Below are 23,173 nucleotides of genomic sequence, written 5' to 3'. Positions count from 1 at the left end.
GAGATGGCACGCACATTTAAGATCTTATCGCCTACGGCTATCCTGGGTTATGGCTTCCCGGAAGAAAGTTTTCGTAAAGCCATGGAAGAGTCACCGGATCTTATTGCTGTTGACGCAGGTTCCTCCGATCCAGGCCCCCACTATCTGGGGGCGGGTAAACCCTTTACCGACCGGGCCGGTGTGAAACGCGATCTGCGCTATATGATCGTGGCAGGCGTGAAGAACAACATCCCGGTAGTGATCGGCACGGCCGGTGGTTCTGGCGCAGCTCCGCATCTGGAGTGGTGTCGCCAGATAATCCATGAGATCGCACAGGAAGAAAAACTGTCCTTCTCAATGGCGTTAATCCCGTCTGATGTCGACAAAGAAATCGTTCATCAGGCGCTGGATAACGGCAAAATCACCGCGCTCGATTTTGTGCCTGAACTGACTCACGATGCAATTGAAGAGAGCACCTACATTGTCGCGCAGATGGGCGTCGAGCCTTTTCAGCGTGCGCTCGAAGCTGGCGCGCAGGTGGTTCTGGGCGGACGTGCCTACGATCCGGCCTGCTTCGCCGCGCTGCCAATAATGCAGGGCTTTGATGAAGGTCTGGCACTCCATTGCGGGAAGATCCTTGAGTGTGCTGCCATTGCCGCCACCCCTGGCTCCGGCTCAGATTGTGCGATGGGGATCATTGATGACAACGGCTTTACGCTGAAGGCGTTCAATCCCAAGCGTAAGTTCACTGAAACTTCCGCTGCGGCGCACACCCTGTATGAGAAGTCCGATCCGTACTTCCTGCCAGGACCAGGCGGCGTGCTGAACCTGAAAGCGTGCACCTTTACCCAGGTTAACGAGGGCGAAGTGTATGTCAGTGGTTCACGTCATGAAGAAACACCGTATGCGTTGAAACTGGAAGGCGCGCGTCAGGTTGGCTTCCGTTGCCTGACCATCGCCGGAACGCGCGACCCAATTATGATTGCCGGGATTGACACCATTCTCGAAGAGGTACAAGCAAGTGTGGCGCGTAACCTCTCACTGAATGACGACAGTATCCGCATGACGTTCCACCTGTATGGTAAGAACGGTGTGATGGGCAACCATGAACCGATGAAAACTGCCGGTCATGAGCTGGGGATTTTACTGGATGTCGTTGCGCCGACGCAGGATATCGCCAACAGCGTTTGCTCGCTGGTACGCTCTACCCTGCTGCACTACGGCTATGAAAATCGCATTGCGACTGCGGGCAACCTCGCCTTCCCGTTCTCGCCATCTGATATTCAAAGTGGACCGGTGTATGAGTTCTCGATCTATCACCTGATTGAAGCGAGCGATGCGCTGCGATTTGATTTCCACATTGAACAGGTGACGCCAGAAGGAGTTCAGGCATGAAACACTCAATTTGTTCACTGGCGCAGGTTATTCGCTCCAAAAACGCCGGACCGTACGAACTGGTTTTAGATATTTTATTTAAAACCAGGGAAGACTATCAGCGGGTAAAAGCCTGCGAGCAATTAACGCCGCAGCTCATTGCCAGTTTATATAATGTTGAACCTGACTTCATTCACAATATCGTGTGGTTCGATCCGGCGAATGCCGTAAAAATCGTCATGCCGCGCGATATTATTTCCGGCAACGTCGGTGATAATGATGTTTATGGTGCTCAGCAACACGCTCCATTATTAAGTATTGAGTTCGACTTGTAACAAAAAACACAATAACAACCATTGGAGCACAGAATTCAGCGGTATCACAGTGCTTCGAATTATTCATGCGGTTGGTCACAACAGGCGTGCGTCTGAGCTGCTGTCCAGGCTCAGGCGCACGCCACCCTACACAATTCCAATTACCAGCCTTTATCCGATGGAGTACACATGAAGAAAATAAGTTTAACGAAGATGATCATATTAGGCCTGATACTCGGCATGATTGCCGGGGTGGCCATAAATAATATGGCCGCGGCTGAAACCGCAAAATCCTATGCAGCAGATATTTCTATTTTTACCACTATATTCTTACGCATGGTAAAAATGATTATCGCGCCATTGGTTATTTCAACTCTGGTTGTTGGTATTGCCAAAATGGGCGATGCCAAAACGCTGGGACGTATATTTTCGAAAACCTTCTTCCTGTTTATTTGCGCCTCTCTGGTGTCAATTGCACTGGGTCTGGTTATCGTTAACATCTTCCAGCCAGGCGCGGGGATCAACTTCGTGCCACATGACGTCGGGGCTGTTGCCGCCGTTAAGTCAGAGCCATTCACGCTGAAAGTGTTTATCTCGCACGCGGTACCGACCAGTATTGTCGATGCGATGGCGCGTAATGAAATTCTGCAGATCGTGGTGTTCTCAATTTTCCTCGGTTGCAGCCTGGCCGCGATTGGTGAAAAAGCCGAGCCTATCGTGAAGGTTCTGGATTCACTGGTACACGTGATGCTGAAGCTGACGGGCTACGTCATGCTGTTTGCACCACTGACCGTTTTTGCCGCTATTTCTGGTCTGATTGCCGAACGTGGTCTGGGTGTGATGGTCAGCGCCGGGATCTTCATGGGTGAATTCTATCTGACCCTGGGTATGCTGTGGGCAATCCTGATTGGCCTGTCAACCATGATAGTCGGGCCTTGCATCGCGCGTTTGACCAAATCAATCCTCGAGCCTGCACTGCTGGCCTTTACTACCTCCAGTTCAGAAGCCGCCTTCCCTGGCACCCTGGACAAGCTGGAAAAATTCGGCGTTTCTTCAAAAATCGCCAGCTTCGTTCTGCCTATCGGTTACTCCTTTAACCTGGTCGGCTCCATGGCGTACTGCTCATTTGCCACCGTCTTTATTGCTCAGGCGTGCAACATTGAGCTGAGCATGGGCGAGCAAATTACCATGCTGTTAATCCTGATGCTGACCTCTAAAGGGATGGCGGGCGTACCGCGTGCATCAATGGTGGTTATCGCCGCAACCCTGAACCAGTTCAACATTCCTGAAGCTGGTCTGATCCTGTTGATGGGCGTCGATCCGTTCCTCGATATGGGTCGTTCTGCTACCAACGTCATGAGTAACGCAATGGGTGCTGCCATTGTAGGTCGCTGGGAAGGTGAACACTTCGGCCAGGGTTGTCGTGGCACTGCACCAGTGAAGACCCCGGAACAAGAACGTCCGGTTACCGAAACAGAAGTCGCGTTGTCCTGATACGACGTTATTGCCGGATGGCGTTTGCGCTTATCCGGCCTGCATAACGTTTAACTATCCGTTGGCCGGATAAGGCGGTACACCGCCATCCGGCACCATGATGAGCACACCAACAGGATTACACCATGACTAAAACTCTTCTCGGCGTGAGTATTTTTTCCTTCAGCGTTTTGTTCAGCGCAACGACTCTCGCGCAAACCACGCCGGATTACGCAAAGCTTATCGACCAGGCACATCAAAAATATAAAAGTAACCACGATGGAAAAGTCGCCGACTACATCCCTGCCCTGGCGACCTACAGCCCGAATAACTTTGCCATCACCATTGCCACGGTGGACGGCAAGATCTACCAGGTTGGCGATGTTAACAAACCCTTCCCCATGGAATCCCTGAGCAAAGTCTTCACCATGGCGCTCGCCATGGAACAGCACGGCCCTCAGGTGGTGCTGGAAAAACTCGGGGCCAATGCCACCGGCATGCCCTTCAACTCCGGTTTAGCGGTTGAGCTGACCAAAGGCGCGCCTGAGAACCCGCTGGTAAACGCCGGGGCGATGAGCACCGTTAGCCTAATTGAAGCCAAAGACAAAACCGATCGCTGGAACAAAATCCTCGACAACCTGAACGTCTGGGCCGACGCCACGCTCACGGTTAATGAGCCGGTCTTTAAATCCGAGATGGAAACCAACCAGCACAATCAGGCGCTGGCGAAGCTGATGGAATCCTATAACAGCTTCTATGGCAATACCGACGATGCTGTCGAAATTTATACCCGTCAGTGCTCGGTGGATATCACCGTTGAGCAACTGGCCAAAATGGGGGCGGTACTGGCGAACAAAGGCAAATCTCCATTCAACAGCAAGCAGTTGCTGAATGAAAAATATGTTCCGCAGGTGCTGGCAGAAATGGCGATTGCCGGACTATACGACGGCAGCGGTAAATGGCTCTACACCGTGGGCATCCCGGCAAAAAGCGGCGTCGGCGGCGGCATGGTCGCCGTTGTCCCGGGCGAATATGCGATTGCCGTCTATTCTCCGCCGCTGGATGAAGCCGGTAACAGCGTTCGCGCCCAGAAAACGATCGAATATGTCGCCGAAGCGACAAAAGCCAATGTCTTTTTAGCGCATTAAGCAATTACGGATGGCGTGAGCGCCATCCGACATATTAACTAAAAGGTGAGATGTAAACATGTCTAAACCATTTGTCTGGCAGGAACTCTTTGTTCAGAGTAAAGATAATACCGAATATGAATTACTGAGTAACCAGCACGTTGCGGTAACGGAGTTAGACGGAGAGGAAGTGATTAAGGTTGCGCCAGAAGCGCTAACCTTATTAGCCCAGCAGGCATTTTATGAGGCTTCATTTTTCCTGCGCGCCGGACATTTAAAACAGATAGCCAGCATTCTGCACGATCCGCAGGCCAGCAGTAACGATAAGTACGTCGCATTGCAACTGCTACGCAATGCTGAGGTTTCGGCCAAAGGCGTCCTGCCCAACTGCCAGGATACCGGGACGGCAACCATTGTGGCCTGCAAAGGACAGCATGTCTGGACCGGCGGCGATGACGCAGAAGCATTAAGCAAAGGCGTGTACACCACCTTCACCGAAAACAACCTGCGTTACTCGCAAAATGCCCCGCTGGACATGTATACCGAGGTCAATACCCAGACTAACCTGCCGGCGCAAATCGACATCAGCGCCACGCCGGGTAACGAATACCGTTTCCTGTTCGTCAACAAAGGCGGCGGCTCTGCTAACAAAGCGGCGCTGTTCCAGGAAACCAAATCTATTCTGCAGCCGGAAAAGCTCACCGCGTTTCTGATCGAAAAAATGAAATCACTGGGTACAGCCGCCTGCCCGCCGTATCACATCGCTTTCGTCGTTGGAGGCTTGTCCGCCGACCAGACGCTGAAAGTTGCTAAACTGGCTTCAACTAAATATTACGATAACCTGCCCACCAGCGGGAACGAACTGGGTCAGGCATTCCGCGATACGGCGCTGGAAGCCGAGCTGCTTAACGCCAGCCGCGAGTTTGGCATCGGCGCGCAGTTTGGCGGCAAATACTTTGCCCACGATATCCGGGTGATCCGCCTGCCGCGCCACGGCGGCTCCTGCCCTATCGCCATGGCTCTCTCCTGCTCAGCCGACCGCAACATCAAGGCCAAAATCAACAAACACGGAATCTGGCTGGAAAAACTCGAGCATAATCCGGGCAAATTTATTCCCGATTCACAGCGGGTAGAAAATAGCGCCCAGACCGTACAACTGGATCTGAATCGTCCGTTGCGCGAGATCCTGCAGGATCTCACCACTCTGCCAATTGGGACGCGTTTATCGTTAAGCGGCCCGATTGTTGTGGCTCGCGATATCGCGCATGCCAAAATCAAAGAGCGCCTGGATAACGGCGAACCGATGCCAGATTACATGAAAAACCATATCGTCTATTACGCGGGCCCGGCTAAAACCCCCAGTAATCTGGCCTGCGGTTCGCTCGGACCCACAACTGGCGGGCGCATGGACGGTTACGTCGATGCTTTCCAGGCCGCGGGCGGCAGTCTGATCATGTTGTCGAAAGGCAACCGCAGCGCGCAAGTCACGGATGCGTGTCGCAAACATGGTGGTTTTAACCTTGGCAGCATTGGCGGCGCCGCAGCCTTGTTGGCGCAGCAGTACGTGAAGAGCCTGCACTGCCTTGAATATCCCGAGTTGGGAATGGAAGCGGTGTGGATGATGGAAGTTAAAAATATGCCGGCCTTCGTATTAGTGGATGACAAAGGCAATAACTTCTTTAGCCAGTTTGAGCAGCAGCACCGCTGCGCAACCTGTCCGGCAGGACATTAAGGAGTCACCATGGAAGCGCGAGCCAATAATGACAGACACCGCCAGCGTCAGCAGAAACTGAAAGAACAGGTTGATACCCGCGTGGCGGCGGCAACGGAGAAGAAAGGGATCCTGATTGTCTTCACCGGCAACGGTAAAGGAAAATCCACCGCAGCCTTTGGTACGGCAACGCGCGCGGTTGGTCACGGAAAAACCGTTGGCATCGCGCAGTTTATTAAAGGCCAGTGGGATAATGGCGAGTACAACACGCTGCAACCGCTCGGTGTCGAATTTCATATTATGGGCACCGGATTTACCTGGGAAACCCAAAATCGGCAAGCGGATATCGAGGCGGCAACGGTAGTCTGGCAGGAAAGTAAGCGCATGCTGGCTGATCCGCAGTACGATCTGGTGGTGTTGGATGAGCTTACCTACATGCTGGCTTACCACTATCTGGACACCCAGGAGGTTATCAGCGCCATCGAAAATCGCCCTGCGGAGCAAAGCGTCATCGTGACCGGGCGCGGATGCCATGCGCTGTTACTGGAACTGGCCGATACGGTCAGTGAAATTCGCCCGGTCAAGCACGCGTTTGACCGCGGGATTCAGGCACAGATTGGAATCGACTGGTAGCCGTTCTTTTGCCGGATAACGATGCTAACGCGTCTTATCCGGCCTACCAATCGTTGTAGGCCTGATAAAGCGCAAACCACCATCAGGTAGCCGACACCACGGACTTGCTGAGCAACCAGTTACGAAATGTCTGTAAATGCGCAGACTCCGATTTCTCTTCACGCCACGTCATAATGAAACGGTTCCCGGTGCGCATCGGAACATCGCAAGGAATGACCATATCTCCATTGTCCAGATCGTGCTGAATGGCAAAACGAGGAAGCAGCGCAACCCCCAGATTAGAACGGACCGCCGCAATCAACATCGACAACAGATCAAATCTCGGGCCTTTATTTACCAGCGGGCTGCTGACGTTGGACAGCGCAAACCATTCCTGCCAGCCTTTGATTCGCGTACTCTGGTGCAACAGCGGGTATTCGTTCAGCAGTTCGTGGACTGACAGTTTCCGTTCCGGTTCAGCCAGCAGACAGCGGCTGCATACTGGCAGAATTTCCTCTTCAAACAGGTACTCAACCTCTGACCACGGTGAGTAGAAATCTTCGCGCATAATTGCCGCATCATACTCACGATTAAGAAAATCACCGATATTCGCCAGCGAATGGATGTTCACGATAATATCAGGATTGAGTTCGTTAAACTCGCGCAGGTTGGGGATCAACCAATGCGTACTGAACGTCGGATTTACCGCCAGCTCAATAACCTGTACGGTCGGTTGCCAGGTCATTATTGTGGTCGTATCGCGCTCGAGTTTATTTAACGTTTCTTTAACGATACTTAAATAGAGTTTGCCGGCCGCATTTAAAAAAATACGTTTTTTGGCATGATTAAATAGCGCGGTATTAAGAAAATCCTCCAGTGCATTCACCTGGCGGAAAACAGCACTTTGTGTTAACGCCAACTCTTCAGCTGCCCGGGTATAACTTTCGTGACGCGCAACCACTTCAAAAGTTACCAGCAACTCCGTCTTGGGTATTTTTCCTCTCATAACCTCTTCCATATGCAGCGTACAAAAATAGTTTAATTTATAAAAAATAATTCAAGGCACCCAGATAAGCACCGAGAGTTATATTTTATTTTCTCCATTGATGTCATTGATCCAATCCATGATTTGCTCACACTGATGGCGGATAAATATTAACCAATAATACTCAAGCACAACAATAAACACAATTTAAATAAGGTTAAACCTAAGTAAATAGTGCCAATAAGTTCTTAATAATTTTTCAAGTCTTCTTGTTTATTGCAGAAAAAACTTTGCGAGATTAATCAATATTATCCATGCGCTAATCCTGGATAATTTCACGTTATAACTTACGGGCAAACGACTGCTTTTAATCATTTATTGATGTCGTTTGTGCCATTTTTTGACAGACGTGATAAAGGACACATTGTGAAAACTTTCGGAAAGGTCTGGCTCGTTGGAGCAGGTCCTGGTGATATTTCATTACTGACCCTCAAAGCAATGATGTGCATTAAACAGGCCGACGTCATTATTTACGATCGGCTGGTCAATCCTAAAATTTTGGAATGGGCATTACCTGACTGCCTGCTTATCAATGTCGGCAAAAATCCAGGCTTCCATTGCGTTCCCCAGGATGAAATCAACGCACTGCTGGTCCAGTATGCCCAAACACACCACAACATTGTGCGCCTCAAAGGTGGCGATCCGTATGTATTTGGCCGTGGGGCTGAAGAAGTGGAGGATCTGGTTGAAATGGGCATCCCTTTTGAAGTTGTACCGGGTATTAGTTCTACGATTGGCGGCCTGACCTATGCCGGTATCCCGGTGACGCATCGCGATTTTGCCTCCGGCTTTCACGTGGTGACTGGCCACACGCGGGAAGGCAATCAGCAGCAGGACTGGCGTCAACTGGCGAAACTTAACGGCACGTTGGTCATCGTCATGGGTATCGCCAATCTGGCGTTTATCTGTGAAGAGCTGTTGATGGGCGGAAAATCAGCAGACACGCCCGCCGCGCTAATTATGTCCGCGACCCGAGAAAATCAACGTCGCCTGACCTGCACGCTCGGTTCATTATTGAGCAAGGCACAGGAAGCTAATATTGTTCCACCGGCGTTGATTGTAATCGGAGATGTGGTGACCCTGAGCGATCGGCTCTCTTTTATACCTGAAGCCATCACGCTGCCAGACAATCTTTACTGCGAAAGTCTGGCGTGACGAAAAGACTGGGGCGACGTTTGATGCGCCGCCCGGAAAACGCGGCAAAAGTAACTGGTTTGCGCGTATTGCAATTTCCTGGCAATACTGTCTATGGAATGAACCGGATCGTGTAATAACTCCCCTGCTTTTTGCATTTTTTTCTGACTCACCCAGGTTTTAAAATTAACACCCTGGCGTTTCTTGAAAAACCGGCTGAAATAGTTCGCGCTTAAGCACACATGAGCCGCGACAGATTCCAAAGACAATTCACCATACAAATTCTCGTCAATATAACGCAGCGCCGCCATAAGTTTTTTCTCGTGACGTGAAGGCTCAGTGAAATAATGATGAGCGTAACGGGTTGCCGGAACTACAATCTTCTCAGAGATCAATTGTTCTTTCTCAAAATTATCAACAATAAAACTTAACAAATTTGCCGACGCCACCAGTACATTATTATCCACCACCGCAGACTGGCCCCACTCAGCTTTAATTTCGGGGTTATTAATCCATGAGTTTTTGTTATCAATAGCGATAGTTTTATATTCCTGATATTTTACCCGCACCTGCCCGCAGATAATAAAACCGTGAAGGTGTCCCTCATGGATTAATGGCATCGAGAACAGGCTTAGCCCTGCATGACAGGTGAGTATTCTGGGTTTGAGCTGTTTTAATGCCTCAAAAGCACAGTACTTGTCGCACTTTTGGCAACCTGCTCGATAGCGCTCATCCGCACGCATTAATGTGCAAAACGAATTAAAATTATGACATTCAGACAACGCTATACCGTTAATATCAACGACGACTGTGGCTAACCCAGTGGCTCGGGAGAAGAGTTCTGCGATAGAGAAAAAACGGTGTAAATAGTCATCCTGGATTTTCAGCGGCACGTTATCCTCCGGCATTAATAATATTAAGGCCGCTAATATGCTAAAATTAGCCTCAGGAAAGAATGATGCTCACCGCAAAAAATAATCTCATTTGTGCAGATGATTATGATCAATTGGCAAGAAAATTATAGCGACCACGATAATACTCTGCAGCACACCACCGACTCCGCTTTCTCAAAGATTAACGAATCTTCACACTCTCTTGTGAGACTCTTTTCGCAACACTCAACACCTAACCTCATTATTTTCAATAAATTACCCGTTTTTAATCTGAATCGATGATGTGCTTATTTGTGATAATCATCATGTGAATGTGAAAGGCCCTCCTGAATAATATGTTCAATTAGCAAACAATCTGAACGGAGTTGATCCATGGCCGTCACCACAGGCGTTATCGCCGACGATTTTACCGGCGCAACGGACATTGCAAGCTTTATGGCGCAGCAGGGGTGGCGCGTCGCGCTTCTGCCCGGTATGCCCGATACCGCGCAATGCTGGAATGAAGAGGTTGACGCTATCGTCATCTCGCTGAAAAGCCGCTCATTACCCGCAGAACAGGCCGTCACCCAATCCCTGTCCTGTGCCCGCTGGCTGAAACAAAATGCAGGTGTCCGCCAGATTTATTTTAAATATTGTTCGACGTTTGACTCCACGCCAACAGGCAATATTGGCCCGGTCAGCGATGCATTGATGAACGACCTGCAGGTTCCGCTGATCGTCCACTGCCCCGCTCTGCCGCAAAACGGACGCACGGTGGTGCATGGTCATCTTTTTGTACACGGCATACTGCTTAACGAATCCGGGATGGAAAAGCATCCGCTCAATCCAATGAACGATGCCAGCCTGCCGCGCCTGCTGAGCGCGCAAACGCCAGGCGCGGTTGGTTGCATCAACCTCACGACCCTGCGTCAAGGTGTGGAAGCGGTCACTTACGCCCTGGCCCAACTTCAGGCTGAAGGTACGCGTCACGTTATCGTCGATACGCTGGATGAAGCAGATCTCAACACGCTGGCGCAAGCTCTCCATGCCAGCCCTCTGTTAGCCGGTGGCTCCGGGCTCGGCGGCGCGCTGGCCGCCTGCAGCGGAGGCCAGCAATCCATGCCGCCGGACTCTTTTCCACTGCCTGCCAAAACGGTGGTGTTCTCCGGTAGCTGTTCGGCAATGAGCAATCGTCAGGTTAATCGCTATAAGGCCGCAGCAGCGTCTCGTTTGCTTGATGTGTCCCGCTGCCTGTCTGATGCCGAACGCTACACTGATGAACTGAGCGCCTGGGCGATGACGCATATCAGCGACTCATTAGCGCCACTGATATACGCCACCCAGCCGCCAGACGTACTCAAACGTATTCAACAGGAGCACGGCGAACAGGTCGCCAGCCAGGCAATCGAACACGCTTTTGCCCGGCTGAGTTCAAAGCTACGAACTGCGGGTGTAAACACCTTTATCGTCGCGGGCGGAGAAACCTCCGGCACCGTTGTGGAAGCCTTGCAGGTGAAGCGTCTGTCCGTCGGCAAAGCCATTGCGCCAGGCGTGCCGTGGGTATTTTCCTCCGGTCTGGCGCTGGCGCTGAAGTCAGGCAACTTTGGTGACGACGATTTCTTTTTTACTGCCCAGGAGTACGCATTATGAATTCGGTGAGTGAACACCAACTGCGCGAACTACTCGTCCACTATGGCCGTTCCCTGTTTATGCGCGGTTACAGCAGCGGCGGTTCCGGCAATCTTAGCGTCAAAATGCCAGATGGCGGCTATCTGGTGACCCCGACCAACTCTTGTCTGGGCGAGCTTGATCCTGCCACGCTAAGTCGACTGGATGCCAACGGCGTTCATCTTAGCGGCGACAAACCCTCAAAAGAGGTGCCCATGCATCTGGCGTGGTATCGACATCGGCCATCCTGCGGTGCTGTCGTGCACCTGCATTCTCCATGGCTGACCGCGCTCTCCTGCCTGCCGTGCACCACGCCGAAAAACTGCCTGCCGCCGTTAACGCCGTACTATGTGATGCGCGTCGGGCAGTTACCGCTGCTGCCCTATTTCAAGCCTGGCCATGAAGGCATTGCCAGCGCACTGAGTGAAATCGCGGCAGACCATACGGCCGCGCTGCTGGCCAATCACGGGCCGGTAGTAAGCGGTCGCTCGCTGCGTGAGGCGGTGTTTAACGCTGAAGAACTGGAAGACAGCGCCCGCATCTGGCTGACGTTAAAACCGCTTGGCTATGTTCCGCTCTCAGAAGAAGCGGTGGCCGAACTTGAACATTCCCGGCAAGCGTGAGGTGACATAATGATCCCCGAGCAACGACGTGATTTTATCTACCGCTACGTGCACGAAAAAAATGCCGCCTCATTTAATGAACTGGCAGATTTGATGAGCGTGTCGCATATGACCGTGCGTCGCGACATCCAGTTGCTGGAAGAAGAAGGCAAAGTTATCGCCATTAACGGCGGAGTGAAGCTGAATAACCTGCTGAAATCTGAGCTGCCATGGCGGGAAAAAGCCGAGTTGAATCATGACGTGAAACGTAAAATGGGCCAGCTCGCCGCCATGCTCATTGAGCCCGGACAAACGCTGTATCTGGATGCCGGAACGTCGTTGTTTGAAGTGGCGAAAGCGGTCGCCGCCAGCCACTGTTTCAATCTGACGGTAGTAACCAACGATTTTTCCATCAGCCACTATCTGATGGATATGCCGCACATCACGCTCTATCACACCGGTGGTCTGGTGGATCAGCGTAACCGCTCATGCCTTGGAAAAAGCGCCGCCAGTTTTCTGCGCACCATTAATATTGACGTGGCGTTTCTGAGCTCCTCATCGTGGGATACCGAACGCGGCATGTCGACGCCGAGCGAAGGGAAAGCCTCGGTTAAAGAAGCGGTACTCACCGTTTCCCGGCGTCGGGTGCTGGTCTGCGACAGCAGTAAGTTTGGCAAATACGGCATGTTCCATATCTGTGGGCTGGAACAGTTAACCGACATTATTTCTGATAACCGGTTACCGGAAAACGCCCAGCAAACTATTGCCAGCCAGGGCGTTAAGCTGCATCTGGTTGATAACCGGGAGGGTGCGCGCCATGCTGAAGTTAGCGGCTAACCTCGACTGGTTGTTTACAGATTTACCGATAGCGGCGCGATTTGCGGCGGCGCAGGCGGCTGGTTTTCGCGGCGTTGAAGGGCTATTTCTCTGGCATCACCCGCTGGCGCATTTGCACGCTGCACAGCGGGAAATGTCCCTGCCGGTGGTGCTGATGAACGCACCGGCGGGTAACTGGGCACAAGGTGAGCGGGGACTGGCCGCGCAGCCCGGTCGAGACCAGGAATTTCACCATAGCCTCAACGTGGCGCGTGATTACGCCACGGCGCTGGGCTGTCGTCGGGTTCACGTTATGGCCGGTTCGCGCTGCGGCGATCTGACGCTTCACGCTCAGCGCACTCTCCTGACCAACCGGCTGCGTATCGCCTGCGATATGATGGCTGAAGCGGAAATCGATGTGCTGATTGAACCGTTAAATTCGCAGGATATGCCCGGTTATTTTATTGACAGCTTTCCGTTGGCCGAATCTATTATTCAAGAGGTTGGCAAGAAAAATATCGGTTTACAGTTTGATATTTACCACTGTCAGAAAATTCATGGCAATGTGGCAAAAAATATTGAACGCTACTTCACCTTAATTAAACATTTTCAAATTGCTTCTGTCCCCTATCGCCATGAACCGGGAACAGGTGAATTAAATGAAACATGGCTATTCGATTTTATTAGAAAAATGAATTACCAGGGCTGGATTGGCTGTGAATATCAACCATCAACATCAGGGCCCGACTCATTAAACTGGATAACGCCTTACCTATAATTTAAATATCTCTGTACCGGAGGAAAATATGTCGGATACTGTTATTATTTCGCTGGCACCCGTTGCCGCGGATTGCCCCAGAGTTATACCCGCAGAACTGGCGCAGGAAATACTCGCCAGCGTAGAGCATGGCGCGTCCATCGTGCATTTACACGTTCGCGATAAACAGGGTCGCCTGACGCCGGATACCACCGATTTTCAGGCGACCATTGATAGCGTCATGCGCCATTCAGACCTGATTATTCAGGCATCTACCGGCGGCGTCTCTTCAATGTCCATCGCCGAACGCTGCGCGCCACTCTCCTGCCCCGGCGTAGAGATGGCTTCGCTGAACGTCGGTTCCGTCAACCTCGGAGATGCGGTGTACTTTAATCCCGGTCCGGACGTGGAATATTGCTCCCGGCAAATAGTCGAGCGCAATATCATTCCCGAGTTTGAAGTTTTTGAAATTGGCATGATTAATAACATCCTGAACCTTGAAGATAAAATAAAATTCCAAAAACCCATGCTCTTTAATATCGTCCTCGGTCATCGCGGCAGTACGCCAGCAACCATTGACGCTTTAATTGCTCTGCGTAGCATGATCCCGCGCGATGCCTTATGGGGTATTACTCATTTTGGCAGAAAGAACTTCGATATTATTGCCGCCGCCGTCGGCATGGGGGCCAGTGAAGTACGAATCGGCTTTGAGGATAGCTATTATTTAAGCGCTGAAGAAAAAGCACAGCATAATTACCAGCAGGTTGCCAAACTCGCCACGCTCATTCGCAGCATGGATAAAAAAGTCGCCACGCCAGAAATTGCGCGGCACATGTTATCTATTCCATCCCGGCAGCAATAACAACAGCAAGGACATTTCAACATGACTATGACCACTGTTATTCACAAAACCGGACTCGGCGTCAGCGTTGCGGGCGCGGCGCTGGCGATTATCGGCGCGTTAATCCAGTCCGCGGCGCTCTGGCAGCCAGGGCTGGTGATGTTCACCGCCGGATTCGCCGCCGGTGCAGGCTACTGGCCGGGTCTACGCAGCTATCAGTTTACGCTATGGATCATCGCAGGGTTTGTCGCCGCCATGACCTGGTCTACGGATCTAATCGTCTGGGGCGGTTTCAATATCACCCATAAATGGATCGTGTTCCTCGTCATTCAGGCCACCATGTTTAGCATGGGCACTAAGCTAACGATCCAGGATTTTATTGACGTCGCCAAAATGCCGTGGGCGGTGTTTATTGGCACCTTCTGCCACTTCGTCATCATGCCTCTGCTCGGCCTGAGCATTACGCTTATCTTTAACTTTCCGCCTGAGGTGGCGGTCGGGATTCTGCTGATTGGCGCCTGCCCAAGCGGACTCTCCTCTACCGTCATGGTCTATATCGCGAACGCCAACCTGGCGCTGGCGGTCTCGATCGCCGCAGTCTCAACGCTGGCGGCGACGGTGATGACGCCGCTGTGGGTTAATCTGCTGGCGGGGTCGATGATCGATATCCAGCTCACCGCGATGGTAATGGATGTGGTGAAAATCGTATTAATCCCCATCGGCGCGGCAATTCTGCATGACTATCTGAAAACCTATGCGGGCGTGCGAGGCCGCCGTGTCGTCCAGATGCTGGCCGGGATCGGCGCTCTTTGGCTGCTGTATATGATTGCTGGCGGCTGGGACGCGCTGTTTGGTCACGCCAGCGCCGACGCGCAAATGTACGCGGTGGTGCTCAACTTCGTGGCAGGCGGTCTCGTCTGGGCATTGTTCTACAACTGGCTGTATGGCCGCGTGGCGGGCGTGAAGAAAATCATGCCGACCATCTCAATGATGGGGATCATTTTCTTTACGACCACCGCAGCCGCAGCCGGGCGCGAGAACCTGGTGCAGGTCGGCTTCCTGCTCTGCTTCGCCATGTTGATGCATAACCTCGGCGGCTTCCTGATTGGCTATCTGATGAGCCGCTGGATCTTCCGCATGGACGTACAGTCTGCCCGCACCGTAGCCTTTGAAGTCGGCCTGCAAAACGGCGGCATGGCGTCCGGGCTTGCCGCAGCGATGGGCAAACTGGCAACGGTTGGCCTGGCCTCGGCGGTGATGACTCCGCTTGGCAACGTCAGCGGCTCGCTGCTCGCGAACTACTGGCGCAAGAAAGACGCCAGACAGGCGCAGGCCGCCGCAGCCAAAGATCCCGTTCAACCCGCTTGCGAAAATCTGTCAAAAGGATAATCACGAGGACAACTCTCACTCTGGGGCATGCCCTGCGCGCCGTGGCCTCTGCGCTCGACCTCGCCGAAACATGTTACGCAAAACGCCCGTTAAGCGTGGCCGTATGCGACGCCAATGGCGAACTACTCAGCTTTGTGCGGATGGATAACGCCAAACTGTTAACCATCGAGTTAACCCAGCGCAAAGCACGCACCAGTAGCCGCCTGGGCTGTACCACGCAGGCATTTTTACAGCGACTGCAGAAAGAGCAACTGGATATTGGTTATTTTGCCGACCCGCTGTTTACGGCGCTGCCGGGCGGGATCCCGATTCTGCACCAAGGAAAATGCCTTGGGGCCGTCGCGGTAGGCGGTTTATCCGCGCAGGAAGATCATGATGCGGCGCTGGCCGTCGCGGAAACGTTACTTAAGGAGATTGCCCAATGAAAAAGGTCGCCATGCTGCATACCAGTGCCGCCACGCTTACGATGATGCAACAGCTGATTGCCGACATCATGCCGGATGTTGAAGTCATGCACCTGGTGGAAGAATCCATGATCAAGCAGGTAATGAAGGCCCAGGGCGTGACGCCCAATATTGCCGCCCGCATCGCCGACTATGTACATATTGCCGAAAAGGCGGACTGCGATATCTTTATTACCGCCTGCTCCTCAATTGGTACTGCGGTGGAGCAATGCCAGTTTATGACCCCACTGCAGCTCGCGCGCATTGACTGCGCAATGGTGGAAGAGGCGATTGAAAAAGGTGAGCGGATCGCCGTACTGGCGACCGTGGCAACCACGCTGAAGCCAACGCTGGATTACGTACAGCGCAAAGTGCAGCAGAGCGGTAAATCGCGAACCATCACGCCTATATTAATGGAGGAGGCATTCCACGCGCTGCTGGCGGGAGACATGGATACTCATGACCGTATCGTCAGTGAAGGGTTACAGAGCGCCTTTACCCAGGCGGATGTTGTGATGCTGGCGCAAGCCTCGATGGCGCGCGTTTTACAGCAGCTCCCTTCCCCGCCGGTGCCGGTAATGACCTCGCCGGAAAGCGGAATTCGCTGGTTGAAAACACTGGCTGAAAGCTGAATTACAGGCCAAAAAAAAGGCCATCATCAGATGGCCAACCATGTCGAAACGGGACCAGCCCTTGACTATGCAGAGAGTCAGGGCTGTTTTTTTTCTTACTTAATCACTGTTTTCAGCGCTTCGCCGATATCGGCCAGGCTACGAACGGTTTTCACGCCAGCGGCTTCCAGCGCAGCGAATTTCTCATCCGCCGTACCTTTACCACCTGCGATGATCGCACCAGCATGACCCATACGTTTACCTTTCGGCGCAGTCACACCCGCGATGTAACCCACAACCGGCTTGGTCACATGATCTTTAATGTACGCCGCCGCTTCTTCTTCCGCGCTACCGCCGATCTCACCGATCATGACGATCGCTTCAGTCTGCGGATCTTCCTGGAACAGCTTCAGGATATCGATGAAGTTAGAGCCAGGGATCGGGTCGCCGCCGATACCCACACAGGTAGACTGACCAAAACCGTAGTCGGTGGTCTGCTTAACCGCTTCATAGGTCAGCGTACCGGAACGAGAAACGATACCGACTTTACCAGGCTTGTGAATATGACCCGGCATGATGCCGATTTTACATTCGCCAGGGGTGATAACACCTGGGCAGTTCGGGCCGATCATGCGTACGCCAGCTTCATCCAGCTTCACTTTCACAGTCAGCATATCCAGCGTTGGGATACCTTCGGTGATGGTGATGATAAGCTTGATGCCTGCATCGATAGCTTCCAGGATGGAGTCTTTGCAGAACGGAGCCGGAACGTAGATAACGGTGGCGGTTGCGCCGGTCGCTTCTACCGCTTCACGTACGGTGTTGAACACCGGCAGACCCAGATGCGTGGTGCCGCCTTTGCCCGGCGTAACACCGCCGACCATTTGCGTACCGTAAGCAATCGCTTGTTCAGAGTGGAATGTCCCCTGGCTACCGGTGAAGCCCTGGCAGATAACCTTGGTATCTTTATTAATTAAAACTGACATTATTTCCCCTCCACTGCGGCAACAACCTGCTGAGCTGCATCCGTCAGACTTTTCGCTGCAATAATATTCAGGCCGCTATCAGCCAATTTTTTCGCGCCGAGTTCAGCGTTGTTACCTTCAAGACGTACCACGACCGGAACGTTAACGCCCACTTCTGCTACCGCGCCGATGATACCGTCCGCGATCAGGTCGCAGCGTACGATACCACCGAAGATGTTAACCAGTACGGCTTTAACATTGTCGTCAGAGAGGATAATTTTGAACGCTTCGGTTACACGCTCTTTGGTCGCACCGCCGCCAACGTCAAGGAAGTTAGCCGGTTCGCCGCCGTGCAGTTTAACGATGTCCATGGTGCCCATTGCCAGGCCCGCGCCGTTAACCATACAACCGATGTTGCCGTCCAGAGCGACGTAGTTCAGTTCCCACTGTGCAGCCTGTGCTTCACGCGGATCTTCCTGAGACTGATCGCGCATTTCACGCAGGTCAGCCTGGCGGAACAGCGCGTTGCCGTCAGCGCCCAGTTTGCCGTCGAGGCAGATCAGATCACCCTGCTTGGTCACCACCAGCGGGTTGATTTCGATCAGCGCCAGATCGCGCTCAAGGAAGATAGTCGCCAGACCCATGAAGATCTTGGTGAACTGCTGAACCTGTTTACCTTCCAGACCCAGTTTGAACGCCAGTTCACGACCCTGATAAGGCATCGGACCGGCCAGCGGATCGAGCGCTACTTTGTGGATCAGGTGCGGCGTTTCTTCCGCCACTTTTTCAATTTCCACGCCGCCTTCGGTAGAGGCCATGAAGACCACGCGACGGGAACTACGGTCAACAACTGCGCCGAGGTAAAGTTCTTTACCAATGTCGGTCGCTGCTTCAACCAGAATCTGATTTACCGGTTGACCATGGGCGTCTGTCTGGTAAGTGACCAGACGTTTACCCAGCCAGTGTTCAGCAAAAGCGCGAATGTCTTCTTTGCTGTTCACAACCTTCACACCGCCCGCTTTACCACGGCCACCAGCGTGAACCTGACATTTCACTACCCACGGGCCTGCGCCGATTTTAGATGCAGCTTCTTCAGCTTCACGCGGAGTAGTACAGGCATATCCCACCGGTGCCGGTAAGCCATAGCGGGCAAAAAGTTGTTTTGCCTGATATTCATGTAAGTTCATGTGTTCTGTCCATCCTTCAGGTAATCGTTATCTTTTACCCGTAGGCCTGATAAGCCTCCAGACCTACGGGGCAGGTGATACTCTTATTTACTACACGTCCAGCAGCAGACGCGTCGGATCTTCCAGCAACTCTTTAATGGTTACCAGGAAGCCTACTGACTCACGACCATCGATCAAACGGTGGTCATAAGACAGCGCCAGATACATCATCGGCAGGATTTCAACCTTGCCGTCTACGGCCATCGGACGATCTTTGATGGCATGCATACCCAGGATGGCGCTCTGCGGTGGGTTGATGATCGGGGTAGACATCAGGGAACCGAACACGCCACCGTTAGTGATGGTGAAGTTACCGCCCGTCAGATCGTCGACCGTCAGCTTGCCGTCGCGACCTTTAACTGCCAGCTCTTTAATATTTTTCTCGATGTCAGCCATACCCAGCAGATCCACATCACGCAGGACCGGCGTGACCAGGCCACGCGGCGTGGAGACCGCCATGCTGACATCAAAGTAGTTGTGGTACACCACGTCATCGCCGTCGATGGACGCGTTCACTTCCGGATAGCGTTTCAGCGCTTCAACAACCGCTTTCACGTAGAAAGACATAAAGCCCAGACGGATACCGTGACGTTTCTCGAACGCGTCACCGTACTGCTTACGCAGATCCATGATTGGCTTCATGTTGACTTCGTTGAACGTGGTCAGCATGGCGGTGGAGTTTTTCGCTTCCAGCAGACGCTCAGCTACGCGTTTGCGTAGGCGGGTCATCGGAACACGTTTTTCGCCACGAGCGCCCAACTGAGCCTGTGGCGCAGGCGCGGCGGCCGGCGCTTTGGCTTCTGCTTTCGCAGCCGGTGCTTTGGCCAGATGCTTTTCAACATCTTCACGCGTGATACGACCACCGACGCCGGTGCCATTGATGGCGCTGGCTTCGAGGTTATGCTCACCCAGCAGGCGACGGATCGCCGGGCTCAGGGCATCGTTGTTCTGTTCAGCAAGAGACGCCTGCTGGCGTTGTGCCGGAGTAGAATCTTTCTCTTCAGACTTGGCGCTGGTCTCTTTGCCAGAGCTGTTGCCTTCACGCAGGCGACCGAGGATCTGGCGAGAAGTGACGGTTGTCCCTTCATCTTCCAGAACCGCATCAAGAATACCGTCCGCTGATGCCGGTACTTCCAGTACCACTTTGTCAGTTTCGATTTCTACCAGTACTTCATCACGACGTACTGCATCGCCCGGTTTTTTGTGCCAGGTTGCAACCGTTGCATCCGCTACGGATTCAGGCAGGTCGGGAACAAGAATATCTACGCTACTCATTATTTATCCTTTATTTAATCGACGTTCAGCGCGTCATTAACCAGATCTTGTTGCTGCTTCTGGTGAACGGACATATATCCTACTGCCGGAGAGGCAGAGGCCGGGCGACCTGCATAACGCAGAGCTGACCCAAATGGAATTACTTCACGGAAATGATGCTGGCTGCAGTACCATGCGCCCTGGTTGAGCGGCTCTTCCTGGCACCAGACAAAATCATGTACATGAGCAAACGGTTTCAGCGCTTCCTGCACCGCTTTATGCGGGAACGGATAGAGCTGTTCGATACGCACAATGGCGACATCTTTTTGGTCGTTCTTGCGGCGTTGCTCCAGCAGGTCGTAATAAACCTTACCAGAACACATCACGACACGCTTCACGCCTTTAGGATCAAGTTCATCTACTTCGCCAATGGCTGGCAGGAAGGTGCCATTTGCCAGTTCGTCCAGCGTGGACACCGCCAGCGGATGACGCAGCAGCGACTTCGGTGACATCACTACCAGCGGACGACGCATTCCGCGCAGCGCCTGACGACGCAGCATGTGGTAAACCTGTGCCGGGGTAGACGGGACGCAAACCTGCATGTTTTGCTCAGCGCAAAGTTGCAGATAACGTTCCAGACGCGCGGAAGAGTGCTCCGGACCCTGACCTTCATAGCCGTGCGGCAGCAGCATAACCAGACCGCACATACGGCCCCATTTCTGCTCGCCGGAAGAGATGAACTGGTCGATAACCACCTGCGCACCGTTGGCGAAGTCACCGAACTGCGCTTCCCAGATAGTCAGAGTGCGCGGTTCTGCCGTGGCATAACCGTATTCGAATGCCAGCACCGCTTCTTCAGACAGCACGGAGTCCCATACGCGGAACGTGCCCTGCCCGTTATGCACATGCTGCAGCGGAGTGTACGTTGAACCATTCGCCTGGTTATGAATAACCGCATGACGGTGGAAGAAGGTTCCACGGCCAGAGTCTTCACCCGACAGACGTACCGGAATACCTTCATCAACCAGCGTGGCGTAAGCCAGATTCTCTGCGCCACCCCAGTCGAACAGCTTCTCGCCTGCGGCCATGGCCTGACGGTCGCCGTAAATTTTGGCAACACGCGACTGCATTTCCACCGCTTCAGGCACGGTGCTGATGCGTTTTGCCAGCTCCTGCAGACGCTTCATCTCAACTTTGTTCGGGTAGTTTTCATCCCATTCGTGGTTGAGGTACGGAGACCAGGTGAAGGAGTGCATATTCATTGGACGCCACTCTTTCACCACGCATTCGCCTGCGTCCAGCGCGTCACGATACAGATTGACCATTTCGGTCGCATCTTCCAGCGTAGCGACGTTGTCCGCTTCCAGCTTGTCAGCGTAGATTTTGCGCGGGGTCGGATGCTTTTTGATTTTCTGATACATCAGCGGCTGGGTTGCGCTTGGCTCGTCGGCTTCGTTGTGGCCGTGACGGCGGTAGCACACCAGATCGATGAAGACATCGCGTTTAAAGGTATTACGGAAATCCAGTGCCAGACGCGTTACGAAAGCGACCGCTTCCGGGTCATCCGCGTTCACGTGGAAAATCGGCGCCTGAACCATCTTACCGATGTCGGTGCAGTACGGTGTAGAACGTGCATCTAGCGGGTTAGAGGTGGTGAAACCCACCTGGTTGTTGATAACGATGCGAACGGTACCGCCCACTTCGTAACCACGCGCTTTCGACATGTTCAGGGTTTCCTGAACCACGCCTTGCCCGGTTACTGCCGCATCACCATGAATGGTGATTGGCAGCACTTTATTGCTGCTCGGTTCGTCCAGACGATCCAAGCGTGCACGTACGGAACCGATAACCACCGGGCTAACGATTTCCAGGTGCGACGGGTTAAACGCCAGCGCCAGATGCACCAGACCGCCTTCGGTTTCGATATCTGATGAGAAGCCCATGTGGTACTTCACGTCACCGGTGCCGAGGTGTTCTTTATGTTTGCCCGCAAATTCGTCGAATAGATCCTGCGGCTTTTTACCCAGCACGTTAACCAGGACGTTCAGACGACCACGGTGCGCCATACCCAGTACCACTTCACGGGTACCGCTGTTACCGGCGTGGCGGATCATTTCTTTGAGCATTGGGATTAACGCATCACCGCCTTCCAGCGAGAAGCGTTTCGCGCCCGGGAATTTCGCGCCCAGGTAGCGTTCCAGACCTTCCGCTGCGGTCAGTTCGCTGAGGAAGCGTTTCTTCTCTTCACTACTGAACGCAGTACGACCAGACTCGATACGCTGCTGAAGCCAGCGTTTTTCTTCGGTGCTGGTGATGTGCATATACTCGGCGCCAATCGGGCCGCAGTAGGTTTGTTTCAGCGCGACAACCAGGTCGCTCAGCTTCATCGTGTCTTTGCCACCGGCAAAAGAACCCACGTTAAAGCTTTCCTGGAAATCCGCATCGGTCAGATCGTGGAAGGAGGGATCCAGATCGGCCACATTTTCTTGCTGCCACAGTCCCAGCGGATCGAGATTCGCATGCTGATGACCGCGGAAACGATAGGCGTTAATGAGCTGCAGGACTTTAACCTGCTTCACATTGGCATCAGGGTCGGAAATAGAAGAAGAGTAACGTGGGGTAATCAACGCCTGTCGACGGAAATAATCACGTGTTTTTGAGTGGAGTTGATCCGGTTTGACTCCGGTACCAGGTAACTGCTGGAACGTCGAACGCCAGTTAGCATCTACCGAGTCAGGGTCGGTTAAGAAGTCTTCATAGAGCTGTTCTATCCAGCTCTGGTTAGAACCAGAGAGGTAAGAAGAGTCCAACCAGGCTTTCAAAGCGCTGTTCTGCATCGTGATCCCTTAAGCATTTGTATGCTTATTTCGCCGTGGATACTACCACGCACACCGATGTGCGTGCCGGGGTTCACTTGTTGCGGACTGTCGTGTCATCTGCGTCCGCTAAGGAACCTTTAA

At 52.9% G+C, this 23,173-nt stretch carries 20 protein-coding genes and 1 pseudogene; 15 read left to right on the top strand and 6 right to left on the bottom strand.

The window, feature by feature from the left end:
• The first annotated feature begins 3 nt into the window (after nt 1–3).
• The 6 genes and pseudogenes from OGV38_RS13270 to cobO all read left to right on the top strand — a co-directional run bounded on the left by OGV38_RS13270 (nt 4) and on the right by cobO (nt 6,611).
• The gene (locus tag OGV38_RS13270; protein ID WP_016156013.1) at nt 4–1,374 is read left to right on the top strand and encodes an acyclic terpene utilization AtuA family protein; all 1,371 of its coding nucleotides are present in this window, start codon (nt 4–6) and stop codon (nt 1,372–1,374) included.
• On the top strand, nt 1,371–1,688 hold the full coding sequence (locus OGV38_RS13265) for a DUF4387 domain-containing protein (RefSeq protein WP_016152303.1): 318 nt from the start codon (nt 1,371–1,373) through the stop codon (nt 1,686–1,688). The genes OGV38_RS13270 and OGV38_RS13265 overlap by 4 nt, the downstream gene beginning before the upstream one ends.
• A gap of 168 nt (nt 1,689–1,856) precedes the next feature.
• A pseudogene (locus tag OGV38_RS13260) lies at nt 1,857–3,138 on the top strand (dicarboxylate/amino acid:cation symporter); the annotation flags it as partial.
• A gap of 148 nt (nt 3,139–3,286) precedes the next feature.
• Nucleotides 3,287–4,288 (top strand): glutaminase A, encoded by a 1,002-nt coding sequence (gene glsA / locus OGV38_RS13255; protein WP_286473482.1) that lies wholly within the window; start codon nt 3,287–3,289, stop codon nt 4,286–4,288.
• 58 nt (nt 4,289–4,346) lie between these two features.
• Nucleotides 4,347–5,999 carry a class I fumarate hydratase gene (locus tag OGV38_RS13250; RefSeq protein WP_094168594.1) on the top strand — a complete coding sequence of 551 codons (1,653 nt, stop codon included), beginning with the start codon at nt 4,347–4,349 and terminating at the stop codon, nt 5,997–5,999.
• A gap of 9 nt (nt 6,000–6,008) precedes the next feature.
• Nucleotides 6,009–6,611 (top strand): cob(I)yrinic acid a,c-diamide adenosyltransferase, encoded by a 603-nt coding sequence (cobO, locus tag OGV38_RS13245; protein ID WP_016156012.1) that lies wholly within the window; start codon nt 6,009–6,011, stop codon nt 6,609–6,611.
• A gap of 82 nt (nt 6,612–6,693) precedes the next feature.
• Here the strand turns inward: cobO and OGV38_RS13240 are convergent, their stop codons facing one another.
• On the bottom strand, nt 6,694–7,596 hold the full coding sequence (locus tag OGV38_RS13240; protein ID WP_286473479.1) for a LysR substrate-binding domain-containing protein: 903 nt from the start codon (nt 7,594–7,596) through the stop codon (nt 6,694–6,696).
• A gap of 405 nt (nt 7,597–8,001) precedes the next feature.
• Here OGV38_RS13240 and cobA point away from each other — a divergent pair, with 405 nt between their 5' ends.
• Nucleotides 8,002–8,790 (top strand): uroporphyrinogen-III C-methyltransferase, encoded by a 789-nt coding sequence (cobA, locus tag OGV38_RS13235; RefSeq protein WP_019076302.1) that lies wholly within the window; start codon nt 8,002–8,004, stop codon nt 8,788–8,790.
• On the opposite strand, the gene OGV38_RS13230 is transcribed toward cobA, so the two are convergent.
• The gene (locus tag OGV38_RS13230; protein WP_075847365.1) at nt 8,769–9,662 is read right to left on the bottom strand and encodes a PocR ligand-binding domain-containing protein; all 894 of its coding nucleotides are present in this window, start codon (nt 9,660–9,662) and stop codon (nt 8,769–8,771) included. The genes cobA and OGV38_RS13230 overlap by 22 nt on opposite strands.
• A 372-nt stretch (nt 9,663–10,034) precedes the next feature.
• On the opposite strand from OGV38_RS13230, the gene otnK reads away from it, so the two are divergent.
• From otnK to OGV38_RS13190, 8 genes are read left to right on the top strand one after another with little or no spacing between them, the layout of a single operon-like run.
• Nucleotides 10,035–11,291: a 3-oxo-tetronate kinase gene (gene otnK / locus OGV38_RS13225; RefSeq protein WP_016156009.1), complete on the top strand. Its 1,257-nt coding sequence runs from the start codon at nt 10,035–10,037 to the stop codon at nt 11,289–11,291.
• Nucleotides 11,288–11,932 (top strand): 3-oxo-tetronate 4-phosphate decarboxylase, encoded by a 645-nt coding sequence (gene otnC, locus OGV38_RS13220; RefSeq protein ID WP_016152294.1) that lies wholly within the window; start codon nt 11,288–11,290, stop codon nt 11,930–11,932. The genes otnK and otnC overlap by 4 nt, the downstream gene beginning before the upstream one ends.
• 9 nt (nt 11,933–11,941) lie before the next feature.
• A complete protein-coding gene (locus tag OGV38_RS13215) occupies nt 11,942–12,748 on the top strand; it encodes a DeoR/GlpR family DNA-binding transcription regulator (protein ID WP_016156008.1) in 807 nt (268 codons plus the stop codon).
• Nucleotides 12,729–13,505, top strand: a complete 777-nt coding sequence (locus OGV38_RS13210) for a hydroxypyruvate isomerase family protein (RefSeq protein WP_286473476.1) — start codon at nt 12,729–12,731, stop codon at nt 13,503–13,505. The genes OGV38_RS13215 and OGV38_RS13210 overlap by 20 nt, the downstream gene beginning before the upstream one ends.
• A gap of 28 nt (nt 13,506–13,533) precedes the next feature.
• Nucleotides 13,534–14,346 (top strand): beta-keto acid cleavage family enzyme, encoded by an 813-nt coding sequence (locus OGV38_RS13205; RefSeq protein WP_049269273.1) that lies wholly within the window; start codon nt 13,534–13,536, stop codon nt 14,344–14,346.
• Nucleotides 14,347–14,367: 21 nt separating this feature from the next.
• Nucleotides 14,368–15,714, top strand: a complete 1,347-nt coding sequence (locus OGV38_RS13200; RefSeq protein ID WP_016156006.1) for a bile acid:sodium symporter family protein — start codon at nt 14,368–14,370, stop codon at nt 15,712–15,714.
• Nucleotides 15,690–16,139, top strand: coding sequence for a GlcG/HbpS family heme-binding protein (locus tag OGV38_RS13195; RefSeq protein WP_286473471.1), 450 nt, complete (start codon nt 15,690–15,692; stop codon nt 16,137–16,139). Before OGV38_RS13200 ends, OGV38_RS13195 begins: the two co-directional genes overlap by 25 nt.
• A complete protein-coding gene (locus OGV38_RS13190) occupies nt 16,136–16,789 on the top strand; it encodes an aspartate/glutamate racemase family protein (protein ID WP_046274716.1) in 654 nt (217 codons plus the stop codon). The genes OGV38_RS13195 and OGV38_RS13190 overlap by 4 nt, the downstream gene beginning before the upstream one ends.
• A 95-nt stretch (nt 16,790–16,884) precedes the next feature.
• Here OGV38_RS13190 and sucD read toward each other — a convergent pair whose 3' ends face one another.
• The 4 genes from sucD to sucA all read right to left on the bottom strand — a co-directional run bounded on the left by sucD (nt 16,885) and on the right by sucA (nt 23,050).
• The gene (gene sucD, locus OGV38_RS13185; protein WP_003022929.1) at nt 16,885–17,754 is read right to left on the bottom strand and encodes a succinate--CoA ligase subunit alpha; all 870 of its coding nucleotides are present in this window, start codon (nt 17,752–17,754) and stop codon (nt 16,885–16,887) included.
• Nucleotides 17,754–18,920, bottom strand: coding sequence for an ADP-forming succinate--CoA ligase subunit beta (gene sucC, locus OGV38_RS13180; protein WP_003022927.1), 1,167 nt, complete (start codon nt 18,918–18,920; stop codon nt 17,754–17,756). The genes sucD and sucC overlap by 1 nt, the downstream gene beginning before the upstream one ends.
• 90 nt (nt 18,921–19,010) lie before the next feature.
• Nucleotides 19,011–20,234 carry a 2-oxoglutarate dehydrogenase complex dihydrolipoyllysine-residue succinyltransferase gene (gene odhB, locus OGV38_RS13175; protein WP_016156001.1) on the bottom strand — a complete coding sequence of 408 codons (1,224 nt, stop codon included), beginning with the start codon at nt 20,232–20,234 and terminating at the stop codon, nt 19,011–19,013.
• A 14-nt stretch (nt 20,235–20,248) separates the two neighbouring features.
• The gene (sucA, locus tag OGV38_RS13170; protein ID WP_016152283.1) at nt 20,249–23,050 is read right to left on the bottom strand and encodes a 2-oxoglutarate dehydrogenase E1 component; all 2,802 of its coding nucleotides are present in this window, start codon (nt 23,048–23,050) and stop codon (nt 20,249–20,251) included.
• Between the last annotated feature and the right edge of the window lie 123 nt (nt 23,051–23,173).

The organism is Citrobacter sp. Cb080, assembly GCF_030334745.1.
Lineage (GTDB): Bacteria > Pseudomonadota > Gammaproteobacteria > Enterobacterales > Enterobacteriaceae > Citrobacter > Citrobacter braakii.
The sequence above is the reverse complement of the archived record's forward strand: the minus strand, read 5'-3'. Positions and strand labels throughout refer to the sequence as shown.

Coding starts and splice junctions, on each gene's coding strand:
- OGV38_RS13270 (WP_016156013.1), top strand. CDS start 4: ATGGCACGCACATTTAAGATCTTATCGCCTACGGCTATCCTGGGTTAT.
- OGV38_RS13265 (WP_016152303.1), top strand. CDS start 1,371: ATGAAACACTCAATTTGTTCACTGGCGCAGGTTATTCGCTCCAAAAAC.
- glsA (WP_286473482.1), top strand. CDS start 3,287: ATGACTAAAACTCTTCTCGGCGTGAGTATTTTTTCCTTCAGCGTTTTG.
- OGV38_RS13250 (WP_094168594.1), top strand. CDS start 4,347: ATGTCTAAACCATTTGTCTGGCAGGAACTCTTTGTTCAGAGTAAAGAT.
- cobO (WP_016156012.1), top strand. CDS start 6,009: ATGGAAGCGCGAGCCAATAATGACAGACACCGCCAGCGTCAGCAGAAA.
- OGV38_RS13240 (WP_286473479.1), bottom strand. CDS start 7,596: ATGAGAGGAAAAATACCCAAGACGGAGTTGCTGGTAACTTTTGAAGTG.
- otnK (WP_016156009.1), top strand. CDS start 10,035: ATGGCCGTCACCACAGGCGTTATCGCCGACGATTTTACCGGCGCAACG.
- otnC (WP_016152294.1), top strand. CDS start 11,288: ATGAATTCGGTGAGTGAACACCAACTGCGCGAACTACTCGTCCACTAT.
- OGV38_RS13215 (WP_016156008.1), top strand. CDS start 11,942: ATGATCCCCGAGCAACGACGTGATTTTATCTACCGCTACGTGCACGAA.
- OGV38_RS13210 (WP_286473476.1), top strand. CDS start 12,729: ATGCTGAAGTTAGCGGCTAACCTCGACTGGTTGTTTACAGATTTACCG.
- OGV38_RS13205 (WP_049269273.1), top strand. CDS start 13,534: ATGTCGGATACTGTTATTATTTCGCTGGCACCCGTTGCCGCGGATTGC.
- OGV38_RS13200 (WP_016156006.1), top strand. CDS start 14,368: ATGACTATGACCACTGTTATTCACAAAACCGGACTCGGCGTCAGCGTT.
- OGV38_RS13190 (WP_046274716.1), top strand. CDS start 16,136: ATGAAAAAGGTCGCCATGCTGCATACCAGTGCCGCCACGCTTACGATG.
- sucD (WP_003022929.1), bottom strand. CDS start 17,754: ATGTCAGTTTTAATTAATAAAGATACCAAGGTTATCTGCCAGGGCTTC.
- sucC (WP_003022927.1), bottom strand. CDS start 18,920: ATGAACTTACATGAATATCAGGCAAAACAACTTTTTGCCCGCTATGGC.
- odhB (WP_016156001.1), bottom strand. CDS start 20,234: ATGAGTAGCGTAGATATTCTTGTTCCCGACCTGCCTGAATCCGTAGCG.
- sucA (WP_016152283.1), bottom strand. CDS start 23,050: ATGCAGAACAGCGCTTTGAAAGCCTGGTTGGACTCTTCTTACCTCTCT.